The organism is Janibacter terrae NBRC 107853 (assembly GCF_001591405.1).
Classification (GTDB): domain Bacteria; phylum Actinomycetota; class Actinomycetes; order Actinomycetales; family Dermatophilaceae; genus Janibacter; species Janibacter terrae.
This window is the reverse complement of the sequence record NZ_BCUV01000007.1, coordinates 170673-185986: the sequence shown is the minus strand read 5'-3', so window position 1 is coordinate 185986 and position 15314 is coordinate 170673. Positions and strand designations below refer to the sequence as shown.

The 15314-nt window shown below is 72.9% G+C and carries 22 protein-coding genes; 13 read left to right on the top strand and 9 right to left on the bottom strand.

Going from position 1 to position 15314, the window contains the following annotated elements; genetic code table 11:
* The first annotated feature begins 60 nt into the window (after window positions 1-60).
* Window positions 61-1284: an FAD-dependent oxidoreductase gene (locus tag JT1_RS10370; RefSeq protein WP_169701952.1), complete on the top strand. Its 1224-nt coding sequence runs from the start codon at window positions 61-63 to the stop codon at window positions 1282-1284.
* Between the two features lie 24 nt (window positions 1285-1308).
* Here JT1_RS10370 and JT1_RS10365 read toward each other — a convergent pair whose 3' ends face one another.
* Genes JT1_RS10365 through JT1_RS10355 form a run of 3 tightly spaced genes read right to left on the bottom strand, consistent with a single transcriptional unit; the run spans window position 1309 to window position 4741 of the window.
* On the bottom strand, window positions 1309-1887 hold the full coding sequence (locus tag JT1_RS10365) for a mycothiol transferase (protein ID WP_068325906.1): 579 nt from the start codon (window positions 1885-1887) through the stop codon (window positions 1309-1311).
* A complete protein-coding gene (locus JT1_RS10360; RefSeq protein WP_068325905.1) occupies window positions 1884-3089 on the bottom strand; it encodes a DNA recombination protein RmuC in 1206 nt (401 codons plus the stop codon). Before JT1_RS10360 ends, JT1_RS10365 begins: the two co-directional genes overlap by 4 nt.
* Window positions 3090-3124: 35 nt before the next feature.
* The gene (locus JT1_RS10355; RefSeq protein ID WP_169701951.1) at window positions 3125-4741 is read right to left on the bottom strand and encodes an HNH endonuclease; all 1617 of its coding nucleotides are present in this window, start codon (window positions 4739-4741) and stop codon (window positions 3125-3127) included.
* A gap of 109 nt (window positions 4742-4850) precedes the next feature.
* Here JT1_RS10355 and JT1_RS18950 point away from each other — a divergent pair, with 109 nt between their 5' ends.
* Genes JT1_RS18950 through ychF form a run of 5 tightly spaced genes read left to right on the top strand, consistent with a single transcriptional unit; the run spans window position 4851 to window position 7279 of the window.
* Complete coding sequence (locus tag JT1_RS18950) at window positions 4851-5237, top strand: mycothiol transferase (protein ID WP_255218307.1); 387 nt, start codon at window positions 4851-4853, stop codon at window positions 5235-5237.
* Window positions 5234-5311, top strand: coding sequence for a mycothiol transferase (locus JT1_RS18945; protein ID WP_255218344.1), 78 nt, complete (start codon window positions 5234-5236; stop codon window positions 5309-5311). Before JT1_RS18950 ends, JT1_RS18945 begins: the two co-directional genes overlap by 4 nt.
* Before the next feature lie 19 nt (window positions 5312-5330).
* On the top strand, window positions 5331-5891 hold the full coding sequence (locus tag JT1_RS10345) for an NUDIX domain-containing protein (RefSeq protein WP_068325894.1): 561 nt from the start codon (window positions 5331-5333) through the stop codon (window positions 5889-5891).
* On the top strand, window positions 5888-6181 hold the full coding sequence (locus JT1_RS10340) for a hypothetical protein (protein WP_068325889.1): 294 nt from the start codon (window positions 5888-5890) through the stop codon (window positions 6179-6181). The genes JT1_RS10345 and JT1_RS10340 overlap by 4 nt, the downstream gene beginning before the upstream one ends.
* Window positions 6182-6193: 12 nt before the next feature.
* Window positions 6194-7279: a redox-regulated ATPase YchF gene (gene ychF / locus JT1_RS10335; RefSeq protein ID WP_068325886.1), complete on the top strand. Its 1086-nt coding sequence runs from the start codon at window positions 6194-6196 to the stop codon at window positions 7277-7279.
* Here ychF and JT1_RS10330 read toward each other — a convergent pair.
* On the bottom strand, window positions 7269-8591 hold the full coding sequence (locus JT1_RS10330; protein WP_218005583.1) for an amidase family protein: 1323 nt from the start codon (window positions 8589-8591) through the stop codon (window positions 7269-7271). The two genes, ychF and JT1_RS10330, sit on opposite strands and share 11 nt — an antisense overlap.
* On the bottom strand, window positions 8588-8797 hold the full coding sequence (locus JT1_RS10325; RefSeq protein ID WP_068329033.1) for a dodecin: 210 nt from the start codon (window positions 8795-8797) through the stop codon (window positions 8588-8590). The genes JT1_RS10330 and JT1_RS10325 overlap by 4 nt, the downstream gene beginning before the upstream one ends.
* An 83-nt stretch (window positions 8798-8880) precedes the next feature.
* Here JT1_RS10325 and JT1_RS10320 point away from each other — a divergent pair, with 83 nt between their 5' ends.
* Entirely contained in the window at window positions 8881-9555 is a 675-nt protein-coding gene (locus JT1_RS10320) for a hypothetical protein (protein ID WP_068325883.1), read from the top strand.
* 20 nt (window positions 9556-9575) lie between these two features.
* Here the strand turns inward: JT1_RS10320 and JT1_RS10315 are convergent, their stop codons facing one another.
* Window positions 9576-10010 (bottom strand): VOC family protein, encoded by a 435-nt coding sequence (locus JT1_RS10315; RefSeq protein WP_068325880.1) that lies wholly within the window; start codon window positions 10008-10010, stop codon window positions 9576-9578.
* 24 nt (window positions 10011-10034) lie between these two features.
* Here JT1_RS10315 and JT1_RS10310 point away from each other — a divergent pair, with 24 nt between their 5' ends.
* The 4 genes from JT1_RS10310 to JT1_RS10295 are packed head-to-tail and all read left to right on the top strand — an operon-like array spanning window position 10035 to window position 12440.
* Window positions 10035-10400, top strand: a complete 366-nt coding sequence (locus JT1_RS10310) for a zinc ribbon domain-containing protein YjdM (protein ID WP_068325878.1) — start codon at window positions 10035-10037, stop codon at window positions 10398-10400.
* Window positions 10401-10445: 45 nt separating this feature from the next.
* Complete coding sequence (locus JT1_RS10305) at window positions 10446-11369, top strand: NADP-dependent oxidoreductase (RefSeq protein ID WP_068325876.1); 924 nt, start codon at window positions 10446-10448, stop codon at window positions 11367-11369.
* A 22-nt stretch (window positions 11370-11391) separates the two neighbouring features.
* A complete protein-coding gene (locus tag JT1_RS10300) occupies window positions 11392-11835 on the top strand; it encodes an SRPBCC family protein (protein WP_068325874.1) in 444 nt (147 codons plus the stop codon).
* Between the two features lie 32 nt (window positions 11836-11867).
* The gene (locus JT1_RS10295) at window positions 11868-12440 is read left to right on the top strand and encodes a protein-L-isoaspartate O-methyltransferase family protein (RefSeq protein ID WP_068325872.1); all 573 of its coding nucleotides are present in this window, start codon (window positions 11868-11870) and stop codon (window positions 12438-12440) included.
* A gap of 27 nt (window positions 12441-12467) precedes the next feature.
* Here JT1_RS10295 and JT1_RS10290 read toward each other — a convergent pair whose 3' ends face one another.
* From JT1_RS10290 to JT1_RS10285, 3 genes are all read right to left on the bottom strand, one after another.
* Window positions 12468-12647 carry a hypothetical protein gene (locus JT1_RS10290; protein WP_068325865.1) on the bottom strand — a complete coding sequence of 60 codons (180 nt, stop codon included), beginning with the start codon at window positions 12645-12647 and terminating at the stop codon, window positions 12468-12470.
* 1 nt (window position 12648) lies between these two features.
* Entirely contained in the window at window positions 12649-12774 is a 126-nt protein-coding gene (locus JT1_RS18940) for a hypothetical protein (RefSeq protein ID WP_255218306.1), read from the bottom strand.
* Window positions 12775-12893: 119 nt separating this feature from the next.
* Window positions 12894-13691: a helix-turn-helix transcriptional regulator gene (locus JT1_RS10285; RefSeq protein WP_068325860.1), complete on the bottom strand. Its 798-nt coding sequence runs from the start codon at window positions 13689-13691 to the stop codon at window positions 12894-12896.
* Between the two features lie 61 nt (window positions 13692-13752).
* Between JT1_RS10285 and JT1_RS10280 the strand changes: the two genes are divergently transcribed.
* Window positions 13753-14280, top strand: coding sequence for a DinB family protein (locus JT1_RS10280; protein ID WP_068329031.1), 528 nt, complete (start codon window positions 13753-13755; stop codon window positions 14278-14280).
* A 1-nt stretch (window position 14281) separates the two neighbouring features.
* A complete protein-coding gene (locus JT1_RS10275) occupies window positions 14282-15307 on the top strand; it encodes a tellurite resistance/C4-dicarboxylate transporter family protein (protein ID WP_068325857.1) in 1026 nt (341 codons plus the stop codon).
* Window positions 15308-15314: the final 7 nt, after the last annotated feature.

Sequence of the window (15314 nt, the reverse complement as noted above, 5' to 3'; positions counted from 1 at the left end):
CGGCGCGGGCGAGGATGCGGCAACCCATCGTCAGCGCGGCATCGCGCAGGAGGCATGAGCATGAGCGACAACGACGTCATCATCGTCGGTGCGGGCCCGGTCGGGCTCATCACCGCACTGGGACTGGCCCAGCAGGGGGTGTCCGTGACGATGCTCGACGCGGCAGAGGACATCCTGGACGAACCCCGGGGCATGACCTACCACTGGGCGGTGCTGGCCGGGCTCGAGCGCCTCGGCGTCCTCGACGACGCCATGGCCACCGGGTGGCTGAACCACGACTGGAGCGCTCAGGTGCTCCGCACCGGCGAGCGGTTGTCGATGGACATCGGGCTGCTGGCGGACGACGTGCGTCACCCCTACAGCCTCATCCTCGGGCAGGACGCCCTCGCCGGCGTCGTGCGGAGCCACCTGGAGCGGCTGCCCGACGCGCAGATCCGCTGGGGGCACGTCGTCACGGGCTTCGAGCAGGACGACACCGGCGTCACGGTGCACGTCGAGACCGCCGACGGGACCCACGACCTGCGCGCCGGCTGGCTCATCGGCGCAGATGGTGCCCGCAGCGTGGTGCGCAGGGGACTCGGCCTCGACTTCGCGGGCATGACCTGGGGTGAGCGCTTCGTCGCGACCAACTGCCGCGGTCGGTACGAGGACCACTTCGTCTCGGGGTACCTCATCGACCACGAGCACGGAGCCGTGATCCACAAGATCACCACCGACGGCCTGTGGCGGCACACCTTCTCCGAGTCCCTCGACCTGCCCGAGGAGGGGATCGAGCAGCGGATGGTCGAGCACTTCCGGGCCGTGCTGCCGGCGGAGGACTTCGAGCACGAGATGATCCTGTGGAGGCACTACCGGATACACCAGCGTTCGGCCGAGACCTACCGCGTCGGACGGGTCCTGCTCGCGGGAGATGCCGCCCACGTGACCAACCCGACCCGCGGCTTCGGCCTCGTCGGCGGCATGTTCGACGCCTTCACGCTGACGGAGGCGCTCGGGGCCGTGATCGACGGGGCCGACCTCGAGCTCCTCGACCGGTACGCGCAGGAGCGCCAGCGCGTCTTCTGGGACTACACGACGCCGATCTCGAGCGACAGCAAGCGGCTGGTCTTCGAGCCCACCGAGGAGCGGCTCGACGGTTTCCGCAGTGTTGCAGCGGACCCCGCGAAGACCCGCAGCTACCTGCTGAGTGGGGTCGCGCTCGCCACGCCCTCGCTGCTCGGGACGATGGACGTGTGGGAGACGGTCGGTGCCGAGCCGGGACTCGGGGCGGCGCTCGGCGGGTGAGCGCACGGTCCGGGTCGGCCGTCGTCAGGCCGGGGGCCAGGCCCAGTCGTCCGGCGGGTCCTCGCCCGTGCGTCCGTCAACGGACTCGCGGATCAGGTCGGCATGGCCGGTGTGCCGGCCGTACTCCTCGAGCAGGTCGAGCAGGAGGCGGCGCAGGTTGGCGCTGCCGCGGTCGGGGTCCTCGACCTCGACCGTCTGGTCGAGCCCACCGGCCGCGACCGCTTGGGCGATGCGGGTGCGCGCCCGGGCCACCGCGTCGTCATAGCGGGCGTACAGCTCTTCGGCCGACTCGCTCGGCGCGAAGATCTCCGCCCACCGGTCCGGCTCCCTCGGGTCACCCCAGTGCTCGGCGATCTCGGTACCGTCCAGCGAGTGCGTCGAGGCGAGGTCCTCGATGAAGGCCAGGTGGTTGAGCAGGCCACCGAGCGAGAGCTCGGAGACGCCGACCCGGTGGGCCAGCCCCGTCTCGTCGAGGCCGTCGGCCTTCCACCGGAAGGTGGCGCGCTGCCGGTCGAGGGCGGCGACGACCTGCTCGGCGTCGGTGCCGGCGACCGGCGGCTCCCACGGCGGGATGTCCGGGTGCGCCTGCGGTGACTGCGTCATGAGGCCTCCTCCTGCGCGGTGCTCGTCCGGCCACCCTCCCACCGACCCTGCGTGCTGTCGACGTCCAGCTCGGGGCGTGCGTCCTCGACGGCCACCGCATCGAGGAGCTCGGGGGCGGTGAGCGGCCGCGGGGCCACGGTCACCGGCTGGACCTCGGCGATCGTGTCCGTCGCCAGCCCGAGCTCCTGCATGCGGCGGGCGCTCACGAGGACCCGGCTCTCGAGCGAGCCGACGAGGCGGTTGTAGTCCTCGACCGACCGCTGGAGCGAGCGACCCATCCGGGTCGCGTGCTCGCCGAGGTTGCCGAGCCGCGCGTAGAGCTCCCGGCCGACCGCCAGCAGCTCGCGGGCCTCGCTCGTCACGGTGTCCTGCTGCCAGGCGAAGGCGACGGTGCGCAGCAGCGCCAGCAGGGTGCTGGGTGAGACGAGCACGACCTTGCTCGCCATCGCCTCCTCGTGGAGCCCGGGCACCCGGGCCAGCGCGGCGGCCAGCGTCGCGTCCGACGGCACGAAGCACACGACCATCTCCGGCGAGGGGTCGAAGGCGGTCCAGTACCCCTTGCCCGAGAGCGTGTCGACGTGCGCGCGAAGTGAGGCCGCGTGCCCCTCGAGCAGACGCTCGCGCTCACCCGGGTCGATGTCCTCGGCCTGAGCCTGCAACCAGTGCGACATGGGGGCCTTCGCGTCGACGACGAGGTGCTTGCCGCCGGGCAGGCGGACCACGACGTCGGGCCGCACGTCACGACCGGCGGAGGTCACCCCCTTCGCCTGCTCGTCGAAGTCGCTGCGCGCCAGCATCCCGGAGACCTCGAGCACCCGACGCAGCTGCACCTCGCCCCACGCACCCCGCACGGAGGACACGCGCAGCGAGGAGGCGAGCGAGGACGCCTCGTGCCCGACGCGCGTCGTCGTCTGCTCGACCCGGCCGAGCGCCTCACGGACGGAGGCGAACTGGTCGACCCGGTCGCGCTCGAGCTCCTCGACCTTGCGCGAGACGCGCCGCAGCACCTCCTCCATCGGTGCCAGCGCGGCCGCCGTGCGCGAGTCGTCCTCGTGCGCCGAGGTGAGCTCGTCGACCCGCTCGCGCAGCCCGTCACGCTCGGCGCGGGCAGTCGCCACCCGAGCCTGTGCGGCCAGGTGCGCGACGAGGGCCCCCACCAGCGCACCGATCACCAGTCCGGTCAGCAGCGTCGTGATCTCCATGGCCCCAGCCAACCAGCGGCCGCCGACAACGCGGGTCAGAAGGGTGGCGGGTCGTCGCTCCGGGTCGCCGGCCCGGTTGCCTCGTTGGTCCCCGTGGGTGGGGACGAGGTCCTGGCCCGGTCGTCTGCGTCCACGGTGTCCACGGTGTCCACGGTGTGCGCCGGGAAGGTGAAGGCGGTCGTGCCGCCGGGGGTGACCCACTCGGTGGACCCGTCCGCCCGCAGCCGGTGGGTCCAGCGCGGAGCGTGCTTGACGCGGTGGTGGTGCCGGCACAGCGCCGAGAGGTTGGCGGGCGTGGTCCCGCCCCGCGGCCACGGGAGCGCGTGGTCCACGTCGGCCTGCCAGCCGAGTCGCGTGGACTCCACCGGGCGACCGCAGCCCCACATCCGGCACGTGCCGTCACGCGTCGCGACGAACTCGCGCTGGGCCCTGGGGACGACGTACCGGTCGGTGGACGTCTCGAGGAGGGTGCCGGTGCGGGCGTCCAGGAGCGCTCTGCCCACCCGGGTGTCCAGGCGCCCGACGATGGCGGCGACGACGTCCGGCGGGACGAACCCGACACCCGGGATGGTCGTGCCGGAGATCCACGGAGACTGGTCCGAGTCGTCGAGCCGGACCTGGGTGGTGACGTCCGCCATCCACTCCTCGGCGAGGACCTCGACCGCGTCCGGGCTCGACCCGGTGACGAGGCGCACCCTCTCCGTCGTGCCTCCGCAGCACCCCTGCGGCGGAGCGAAGGTCAGGCGGGACACGGCGGAGGCGATGACGGGGATCCCCAGGCGTACCTGTGCCTCCACCTCGACCCCGCGCAGGACCAGGTCCGCGAGACCGAGGGCTCGCGCGCTCCCGGCGGTCAGTGTCGGGTCGCTCTCCCGCCGGACCCGCCCGGCGGCGTCGACCGCAGCCTTGATCGCGGCCCCCACCTCAGTGGGCAGGGTCGCCGTCAGGCACGTCGTGCCGACCGGCCCCGGGTCGGTGCGCACGTCGAGCCGGTCCCGCCGGTTGGCCTCGGCCCGTGCCTGCATGAGGTCGGGGTCGAGCCGGCTGATCAGCCGTCGGCAGGTCTTGGCGATCTCGTGCGGCTCCATCCCGCAGATCCGGACGGAGCCGGGCTGGCCTCGTCGGGCCCCGAGGAGGTGCTCGACGATCGCCTGCGTCGTCTCCGCGCTCGTGTCCTGCGTGTGCCGGTGCACCTGCTCCAGCGCCCGGCGGCTCACCTGGCCGCTGGCAAGCAGGGGAACGATGCCGGCCAGGTCGGTCGCAGCGCGGGCAGCGAGCTCGCAGCGGCGCCCGGCCTCCGTCGGCCCCACCGCGACCGCGAGGGCGAGGACGTCCGGTGCCATGTCGGCGACCCGGTCGGCCGGCAGCCGGAGCTCGCGGAAGAGCCCGTCGGGGCCCCGCTCCTCGCCCCGCCGGTTGAGCTCCGCCACGAGCGTGAGCTCGAGGGCATCGATGGTGCGGCGTGCCGCCTCGGTGCTCCGGAGTGCCGCCTCGAGGTCCCGGTCGTCCATGCCCGGTGCCGCGGTGCGGGCACCCGCGTGGGCCCGGGCCACGCCTGAGATCACCGCGGCGATCGCCCCCGGCGGCCCCTCCCCACCTCCTGCGGACCCCGTGCCCCTCGCGTCCATCGGATCTGTCTCGACGACTGCCACGTCATCCCCCTTCGTCCGTGTCGACGACCCCATGACTGATCCTCTCGTCGACCACCGACAACGGTGCCGACCCGTTGACCACCGGCAGGCGCCGCAGGATCGTGGAGCCATGAGCGACACCCAGCGCGCCGAAGGACTCGTCGACGCGAGCGGACGCGACCCCCGCTCGCCCCAGGACCTCGCGGGCGACGAGCGCACGATGCTCACCGGGTACCTCCGGCGGCAGCGCGAGACGCTCGAGGCCAAGTGCGCCGGGCTGGGCCCAGAGCAGCTCGCCGAGCGCGCGGTGGAGCCGTCGACGATCTCCCTCCTCGGGCTCGTCCGCCACATGGCGCGCGTCGAGCGCGGGTGGTTCCGCCAGTGCGTCGAAGGGGAGGACGTCGCTACCCTCTTCCGCGGTCCGGGCAACATGGACGGTGAGTGGGGCGAGGCGGTCGGGCCTTCGTCGACCACAGCGGGTGGCAGTGGAACCTGCGCTCCCTGCTCGGGCACATGATCGACGAGTACGCCCGGCACCTCGGCCACGCGGACCTGCTGCGTGAGCGCATCGACGGCCGTCTGGGGGAGTAGCGCGGGTAGCCTCGGGGCCATGACGCGCGACGAGCCCACCGAGGAGCAGGTCAAGGCCTCGACGGCTCGTCCCGACCTCGGGACCGAGGCCGGGCGCCTCGCCTTCAACACGGTCCTCAACGCCCGCCTGCCCAAGAAGCGGCTCATCGCCCAAGGGGTCCTGCGCACGGACGGCGGTCGCATCGCCCTGTGCGAGCTGGTCTACAAGCAGGACTGGGACCTGCCCGGCGGCATCGTCGACCCGGGGGAGTCGCCGGCCCACTGCGTCGTGCGGGAGGTCAGGGAGGAGCTCGGCCTCGACGTCACCGTCCGGGGACTGCTCGCCGTCAACTGGCTGCCGCCCTACCGCGGCTGGGATGACGCTCTGCTGTGCCTCTTCGACCTCGGCCACGTCCCGGAGGAGGTCCTCGCCGACGCCCGGCTCCAGGCACGCGAGATCAAGGCGGTCCACTGGGCCGACGCGCAGACCGTCGCCGAGCGGGTGGCCCCGTACACCGCGGCCATGGTCGCGGAGGTCGCCATGGGCGCCGTCGACGCCACCGCCTACCTCGAGAACTCCACCCCGCCGGAGGACGCGTGAGCGACGACCCGCTCGAGGACGTGCAGCTGCCGCGGCGGACCACGCGCCTGCCCTTCTGGTCCATGTGGGGTCGGGAGACCGCCAAGGACTTCGCGCTGCTCCTCGCGGCGATCCCTGTGGTCTGCGTCCTGATCTACGTGCCCGTCCTCGCGACCTCCGGCGGGTCGTGGCCGCGGCTGGTCGGCCTGCTCCTCCTCTTCGTCGCGATCTGGTGCGTCCTGCGGGTCGTGCTCCACCGCTGGGTGGCCGCGGGGACGGGCGAGGCGGGGGATCCCCCTTCGCGCGGTTAGACTCCTGTCCCCGTGGCACTCTCCATCGGAATCGTCGGTCTCCCCAACGTCGGCAAGTCGACGATGTTCAACGCCCTGACGAAGAACAACGTCCTCGCCGCGAACTACCCCTTCGCGACCATCGAGCCGAACGTCGGCGTCGTCCCGCTGCCGGACGCGCGCCTGAAGCGGCTCGCCGAGATCCACGGGAGCGAGAAGATCCTCCCCGCGACGGTCTCCTTCGTCGACATCGCCGGCATCGTCCGTGGCGCGAGCGAAGGGGAGGGCCTCGGCAACAAGTTCCTCGCCAACATCCGCGAGTCGGACGCGATCTGCCAGGTGGTGCGCGCCTTCGTCGACGACGACGTGACCCACGTGGACGGCAAGATCGACCCGGCCTCCGACATGGAGACGATCAACACCGAGCTCGTCCTCGCCGACCTCCAGACCCTCGAGTCCGCGATCCCGCGGATCGAGAAGGAGGTCAAGGGCAAGAAGACCGACAAGGACGTCCTCGACACCGCGCTCGCCGCCCGCGAGGTGCTCGAGGCGGGCGACACGCTCTTCGCGAAGGGGGCCGCCGCCGGGGTCGACATGAAGATCGCCTCCCAGCTCGGTCTCCTCACGACCAAGCCCTTCCTCTACGTCTTCAACGTCGACGAGGACCAGCTGACCGACACCGAGCTGCAGGCGCAGATGCAGGCGCTCGTCGAGCCGGCCGAGGCGATCTTCCTCAACGCCAAGCTCGAGTCCGAGGTCGCCGAGCTCGACGACGAGGACGCGCGTGAGCTCCTCGAGAGCGTCGGCATCGACGAGCCGGGTCTGGACCAGCTGGCGCGCAAGGGGTTCAACACGCTCGGCCTGCAGACCTACCTCACCGCCGGCCCCAAGGAGTCGCGCGCGTGGACGATCCACCGCGGCGACACCGCCCCCAAGGCGGCCGGTGTCATCCACACCGACTTCGAGCGCGGGTTCATCAAGGCCGAGGTCGTCTCCTTCGAGGACCTCGACCGGCTCGGGTCCATGGCCGAGGCCAAGGCCGCCGGCAAGGTCCGCATGGAGGGCAAGGACTACGTCATGGTCGACGGTGACGTCGTGGAGTTCCGCTTCAACGTCTGACCCGCACCCGCTCAGCGCGCGGCGAGCGCCAGCTCGGCCGCCAGGGCCACCTCGGCGACGCGGGCATCGGTGCCGCGGGGTCCCGCGACCATGAGGCCGACCGGCAGCTCTCCGGCCGCGTGGCAGGGCAGCGAGAAGGCGCAGCCGTCGAGCCAGCTGACGACGAAGGGGTTGCGCAGGAGCAGCCGGTTCGCGGCGAAGTAGGCCTCGTCGGAGGCCTCCAGCTCGGCGATCGCCGGCGCCACGATCGGCACCGTCGGGCACAGCACGGCGTCGAAGGGAGCGCCCGCTCGGTCTCGGCGATCCACCGCGCGCGGCGGTCCTGGATGGCGAGGTAGTCGGCCGCGCTGATCCCGTGCCCCGGCGCCATCCGCTGCCAGACGCGGGGGTCGACCTCGTCGTGACGGGAGCGGACCAGCTCTCCGTGCGCGGCGTAGCACTCGATCGGTGACAGGCCGGCCGGTTGGTTGAGCTCCGCGATCCGGCCGAGCTGCGGCAGCGGCACCTCCTCGACGCTCGCCCCCGCATCGGCGAGGATCCGCAGGGCCCGCTCGTAGGCCGTGGCGACCGCCGGCTCGAGGTCGTCGAGGACGAGCGTCGTGGCAGCCGCGAGCCGCATGCCCGACAACGGACGCGCGGCCACGTCGAGCGGGTCGTCGGCCAGGACGGCGTCCAGGGTGAGGCAGTCGGCGACCGAGTGGGCGATCGGCCCGATCGAGTCCAGCGAGCGGGACAGCTCGACCGCCCCGGTCAGCGGCACCCGCCGCTGGGTGGGCTTGAACCCGACGAGTCCGCACAGGGCTGCGGGGATCCGCACCGACCCGGCGGTGTCCGAGCCGACGGCAGCGACCGCCAGCCCCAGCCCCACCGACACCGCGGCACCGGACGAGGAGCCGCCCGGGACGCGCGCCACGTCGGGGTCCGCAGGGTTGCGTGGGGTGCCCAGGTGGGGGTTGAGGCCCACCCCGCCGAAGGCGTACTCGACCATGTTGGTCCGTCCGGTGATCGCTGCGCCGGACCGGCGCAGGCGCGCCACGACGACGGCATCGGCCTCGGCGGCGGGCAACCCCCGGCGCACGGACGTGCCGGACAGCGTGGTCTCGCCGGCGACGTCGAAGAGGTCCTTGATCGTGACCGGCAGGCCGGCCAGGGGGCGCTCGGGCCCCGGGGCGGCAACGTCCGCCGCGCGAGCCGCGGCCAGGGCATCCGCGGCATACGTCCGCGTGAAGACGTGCGCCGCCGCCGGATCCGTCCGCCCGCGCTCCAGGACCTCCGCGACGGCCGCCTCGGCCCCGTGGCCGCCCCCGCTCACCCTTCGTGCCGGAAGCCCAGCTTGATCGTCACCTGCCAGTCGGCGACCTGGTCGCCCTGCACGTGACCGCGGACGGACTGCACCTCGAACCAGTCGAGGTTGCGCAGCGTCTGCGATGCCTCGGAGATCGCGTTCCTCACGGCCGCGTCCACCCCGTCGGGGGACGTGCCGACGATCTCGCTGATGTTGTACGTCCGGTTCGCCATGACTGCCTCCAGGTCGGCCCCGGCGCCGTTGCCGAGGATCGGTCCCGTCACGCTAGTGGAGGTCGCGGCCCTACGCTCGACCCGTGAGCACGTGGAGCGGTGAGCGGCTGAGCCTGCGGTACGACCCGGGTCGCGCCGGCCGGCAGCTCGTGGGCTTCGGCCTCGCCACGCTCCTGATGATCGCCCTGGGCGCCCTCGGGGTCTGGATGGTCATCGGCTCCCTCGAGCAGCTGGACCTCGCCGGCAAGATCGTCGGCTGTGGGTTCGGGATCTTCTTCTTCCTGCTGGCCCTCGCGACAGTGGTCAGTGCCGTCGAGGTGCTCACCAAGGTCCTGCGGCAGTCCCGGCAGGCCGACGCCCTGGTCGTCGTCGACGACCGCGGTCTGGACGGGCTCGTCGTCCTCGACGGGATGGTCAGCGTCGGCCAGCCCCACATCGACTGGGACGAGATCTCCTCGCTCACCCTCGGGAGCCATCTGCCGGGAGCTCGCCGCACCAACGCGCTCGCCCGGCTCGATCCCGGGTACCGCCTGCGAGCCGCGGTCCAGGGCGGCCTCGACCGCACGGCCGGCACCGGGCTCGGCATGCGTGACGGGCGGCGGTCCATCGAGCTCGAGCTCGTCGACGGTCGCAGCGCCCTGCGCGACCTCACGCTCCCGCTGTCACCGCAGTCCTTCGCCGACATCGCTCCGCGGCTCGTCGACCTCGCGCACGCCCACGACGTGGAGGTCCACCTGAGCGGGAACCTCCTGGCCTGAGGGAGCCGGGCCCGGACGGGTCAGCCGAGCTCCTCGGCCAGGCCGATGAGGATGCCCTCGGGACCGCGGATGTAGCAGAGCCGATAGGCGTCCTCATACCGCTCGACCTCGCCCACGAGCTCGGCGCCCTTGGCCCGCAACCGCTCCAGCGTCACGTCGAGGTCGTCCACGGCGAACATCACCCGCAGGTAGCCCAGCGCGTTGACCGGCGCAGTGCGGTGGTCGGCGATGACGGCCGGCTCGACGAAGCGGCTGAGCTCGAGGCGAGCATGGCCGTCCGGTGTGCGCATCATCGCGATCTCGACGCGTTGGTCGCCCAGACCGGTGACGCGACCGGCCCACTCGCCCGCGACCTCCCCTTCGCCCTCAAGCTCGAGACCGAGCTCACGGAAGAACTCCACCGTCGCGGCGAGGTCCTCGACGACGATGCCGACGTTGTCCATCCTCAGGGCCATGACCTCAGGCTAGAGTCCGGACCCATGAGCGACCAGCTGCCGGCGTGCCCCGAGTGCGCGGGCGAGTTCACCTACGCGTCCGGCGCACTCCTCACCTGCCCGATGTGCGCCCACGAGTGGTCGCCCGACGACGCGTCGCAGCCGGGCCCGGACGCGGCCGAGCCGGTGACCAAGGACGCCGTCGGCAACGTCCTCGTCGACGGCGACAGCGTCACCGTGGTCCGGGGCCTGAAGGTCAAGGGATCCGGCGGCGGCGTGCTCAAGATCGGGACGAAGGTCCGCAGCATCCGGATCATCCCCGACCGCGGTGACGGGCACGACCTCGAGGCCAAGGTGGCTCCCTTCGGCGAGATCCTCCTCAAGTCCAGCGTCGTGAAGAAGGCGGACTGAGCCCCGTCCGGAATGCCCACGCCCCATCGGGCGGTTGACCCCACCATGCGAGCAATGACGTATGACCGGTACGGCGACGACGACGAGCTGCGGATGGCGGACCTGCCCGTCCCCAAGGTCGGGCCCGGTGAGGTCCGCATCCGCGTGACCCGCGCCGCGGTCAACCCGGTGGACTGGAAGGTCATGTCCGGCGGGCTCGACGCCCTCATGGACGCGAGCTTCCCCGTCATCCCCGGGTGGGACGTGGCCGGCGTCGTCGACGCGGTGGGCCCGGACACCCCGGACCTCGCCGAGGGCGACCGGGTGGCTTCCTATGCGCGCAAGCAGATCGTCTCCGCCGGGACCTTCGCCGAGTACGTGACGGTCATGGCCGACGACGTCGCGGCCGTCCCGGACGAGGTGGGCGACGACGTCGCCGCCGCCCTGCCGCTCACCGGGCTCACCGCTCTGCGCGTCCTCGAGACGCTCGCCGTGACGAAGGGGGACACCCTCCTGGTCCACGCCGCGTCCGGAGGCGTCGGGTACCTGGCCTCGCAGCTGGCCGTGGCCGCCGGCGCGACCGTGCTGGGCACCGCGTCGCCCGCCAACCACGACCGCCTGACGGCGATCGGGGTGACGCCGGTGGCCTACGGGGAGGGGCTGCACGAGCGCCTCACGCAGGTGGCCCCGGACGGGGTCGACGCCGTCGCCGACCTCGTGGGCGGGGTCCTCGACGTCTCCCTCGACGTGCTGCGCGAAGGGGGCCGCCTCGCCTCGGTCGCCGACCCCACCGTCGAGGAGCACGGCGGCCGGTGGGTGTGGGTGCGGCCCGACGGCGAGCGTCTGGCACAGCTGCTGCAGGAGGTCGCCGCCGGGCGGCTCGCGGTCGAGATCGACCGCTCCTTCGCCCTCGAGCAGGTGGCCGACGCCTTCGCCCTGAGCCGCAGCGGCTCCGCCAACGGCAAGATCGTCATCGCGGTCACCGACTGACGTCCGCCCTAGGGTGGGTGCCATGGACGAGACCAAGGTCGTCAGTGCCACCGCCGTCGTCGACGCGCCCCCGGAGGCGGTCTTCGAGCAGATCGCCGACCCGGCCCGCCAACCCGCGTGGGACGGCAACGACAACCTCGCCGAGGCGCCGTCGGGGCAGCGCGTCCGGGCCGTCGGTGACGTCTTCGTCATGGTCCTCACCAAGGACGGCATGCGGCGGGACAACCACGTCGTCGAGTTCGAGGAGGGGCGGCGGATCGCCTGGCGACCCGCCGAGCCGGGCAGCGTGCCTCCCGGCCACCTGTGGCGCTGGGAGCTCACCCCGACCGACGACGGCCGCACCGAGGTCACCCACACCTACGACTGGAGCGAGCTGACCGACGAGCGGCGCCTCGCCCGCGCCCGTCGCACGACGAGCGAGCGGCTGCAGGTCTCCCTCGACCGGCTCGCCGCGCTCTTCGCCTGACGGTCTCCGGGTCGGCGTCAGGAGGTCACAGGATGCAGCGTCCGGACCGGGTCGAGGCCGCGATGCGCGCCTGTCCGCGTGAGCGGTTCCTCCCCCCGGCACGTCGACGCTCGGCCCACCTCGACGCCCGCGTGGCCATCGGGCACCAGCAGACCAACTCCCAGCCCCGCACCGTCCTGGCGATGCTGCGCCTGCTCGACGTGCGCCCGGGCCAGAACGTCCTGGACGTGGGCAGCGGCTCGGGCTGGACGGCGGCGATCCTCGGCGAGCTCGTCGGCCCCTCCGGCAGCGTCCTGGGCGTCGAGCGCATCCCGCAGCTGGTGGCAGCGGCCCGGGACGCGCTCGCCCTCGACCCCCGAGCCTGGGTGCGCGTCGAGCAGGCCGAGACCGGCGTCCTGGGAGCCCCGGACCGGGCCCCCTTCGACCGTGTGCTCGTCTCCGCCGAGCCCGACGTGCTGCCCGACGCGCTGGTCGAGCAGCTGGGTCCCGGAGGGGTGATGGTCATCCCCGTCGCCGGCGAGATGCTGCGCGTGGTGCGGGGGCCGGGCGGCGCGACCGTGACCCGTCACGGTCGCTACCGGTTCGTCCCCCTCGTCGAGGACTGATCCCGGCCGCCCGACCACCAGACGCGATCAGGCCTGGTCGGCCATGCACTGCTCGATCGCCATCCCGAGGCCCTCCTCGAGGATCGCGAAGTCGGCGTCCCCGAGGTAGGCGAAGGGCTTGACGGTCTTGCCCTGGTGGGCGGCGCCGCCCCCGGCGGTCGCCTTGCTGTGGATGAGCGGCTCCGTGGTGGTGCCGGTCTCGCTCATCCTAGGCCTTCTCGTTCCAGTCGACCTTGTAGCAGTGGTGGGCGCTGGCCGTGCTGGCGACGCCGAAGGTGAGTGCGGCCGCGCCGGCCGTGACGGCCAGGGTTCTGCGCAGGATGGTGCGTGACATCGGATGGTTCCTCTCCCCGGGCCACCGGCCCGTCCGGTGGTCACGGGTCCAAGCACACCGCTGAGCCGCCGGGCCTCGCCATGGGTACATCTACCCATGGCGCGGGGGTGGGCGGCCGGTCAACGCGTCCCGTCGTCGGAGGGCTCGAGCTCGAAGACCGGAACCTCCGCAAGCAGGCCGAGCTGCTGGGCCCGGGTCACCGCCGTCAGCCGGTCGCCCACGTCGAGCTTGCCGTACACGTTGGACAGGTGCCGGTGCACCGTCCGCTGGGAGCACCCGATCCGGCGCGCGATGGAGCTGGCCTTGTGCCCGCCGGCAAGCAGCCGCAACACCTCCTCCTCGCGCGCCGTGAGACGGGCGACCCGCAGGTTCGGCCCGGCCAGGTGCTCGGGCTCGAGGAGCTGCGCCAGACCAGCGACGACCGGCTGGACCGACCGCAGCAGGTCCAGGTCGTCGTCGTCGTAGTCCTCGCCGTACCGCCCGATGAGGAAGGCCACGAACTCCACGCCACCCCTCACCGGCAGGGCTGCGACCTGGTTGATGCCCCAGATCTCGATGCTGCCGATGCACTTGGCGCTCGCCTGCCAGGTCTCCTGGCCGCCGTGGGCGCGCGCCGCGGTCGTCGGCTCGAGGATCCCTTGGCGGAAGGGGTCGAGGAGCGGGTCGGGGGCGCCGGTGATGCGCATCTCCTCGCCCATGCGTTGTCGCGCGTGCGGCGTGGCGGCGCGACCGACCGCCCGCACGGCGTAGCCGTCGGGCGCGCCGTGCACCATCAGGCCCACGCCGGAGTGCAGACGCTCGGCCAGCAGGTCGACGATGACCTCGAGTCGCTGGTCCGGCTCCTGCGAGGCACTGCCCACCCGGGTCACGAGCTCGACCACCGTCGCGAGGGTTTCGGTGGTGGGGTCGTTCGCCACGCCCACCAGTGTGGTGGAGGTTAAGCATTCAGTAAAGAGCCCGAGTGGCACCATGGCGGTCATGGACGCCACGCCTCCTCCCGCCACGCCCGACGCCCGCGACTGGACCTTCGTCGTGGACGACGGGTGCCGGGAGTGCGGGTACGCCCCCCACGACCCCGTGCTGACCGGCGAGCGTCTGCAGACCGCTGCCCGCCGCTTCGCGACGGCGCTGCAGCGCCCGGACGCCGGCGAGCGACCGGCCCCCGGCGTCTGGTCGACCGTCGAGTACGCCGGCCACTCCCGTGACCTCGTCCGGGTCCTGCGTGAGCGGGTCGAGGCGATGCTCGCGACGCAGGGCGCTCCCTTCGCCGACTACGACGGGGAGGCCGAGGCGGTCCGTCGTCGGTTCTGGGCCGCAGACCCGGCGCAGGTCGAGCGCGAGATCGCCGACGAGACGCAGCGCACCGTTGCCGTCCTGGCCCGGGTGCGCGGCGACGACTGGGAGCGGACGGGTCTGCGCGGAGACGGCCTGCCCTTCACCGTCACCCAGCTCGCCCGCTACCTCCTGCACGACGTCGAGCACCACCTGCACGACGTCGACGCCTGACATGGACCACGTGCGCTCGGCGGTCGCGGGTCTGCCACCCGGAGCCTTCGCCTTCGTCATGGCGACCGGCATCGTCTCGGTCGGGATGGACCAGCAGGGGCGGGCCCTCCCTTCGACCGTCCTGCTCGTCGTCGCCGCGACGGCGTGGGTCGCCCTGGTGCTCGCGCTCGTCGTCCGACTCGTGGGCCACCGCGAGCGGGCGCTCGCCGACCTGCACGACCCGCGGCTCGCCTTCGGCTACTTCACGGTCGTGGCCGGGACGGGCGTGCTCGCCGTCCGGCTCATCGAGATCGCGCCCGGCGTGAGCGCCGTCCTCCTCGTCGCTGCCACGACCGCCTGGGTCCTCCTCGGCTACGGGGTGCCGTGGGCCGCCGTCCTCTCCCGGGCGGAGCGACCCGTGCTCACGGAGGCCAACGGCACCTGGTTCATCTGGGTCGTCGGCAGCCAGTCGGTCGCCGCGGCCGCCGCGGGGCTCGAGCCCGTCGTCACCTCCGGGAGGCAGGCGCTCGCCGTCCTCGCGGTCCTCGCGTGGTCTGTCGGGGTCGTCCTCTACGCCGCCTGTGCCGTCTTCGTCGCGCTGCGGCTCGTGCTCTACCCGCTCAGCCCGCAGGACCTCAACCCCCCGTACTGGGTCTCGATGGGTGCGGTCGCGATCACCGTCGTCGCGGGCGCCAAGATCGTCGAGATGGACTCGACGCCGATGGTGGACGCGACCTCGGGGCTCATCGCCGGTCTCGTCGTCCTGTGCTGGGCCTGGGCGACGTGGCTGATCCCCGTGCTCTTCGCGGTCGGCGTCTGGCGCCACCTCGTGCACCGCATCCCCCTGCGGTACGAGTCCACGTGGTGGAGCATCGTCTTCCCGCTCGGCATGTACGCGGTCGCCGGGATGTACCTCGGGCGGGCCGACGCCCTGCCGCTCGTCGAGGCCATCGGGGCGGCGTGGCTGTGGGTCGCCGTCACGGCGTGGCTGCTCGCGGCAGGGGCCATGGCGGTCAGCTGGGTGCGGGCCGGGCGCCGCGAGCGGTAGGGCCGGC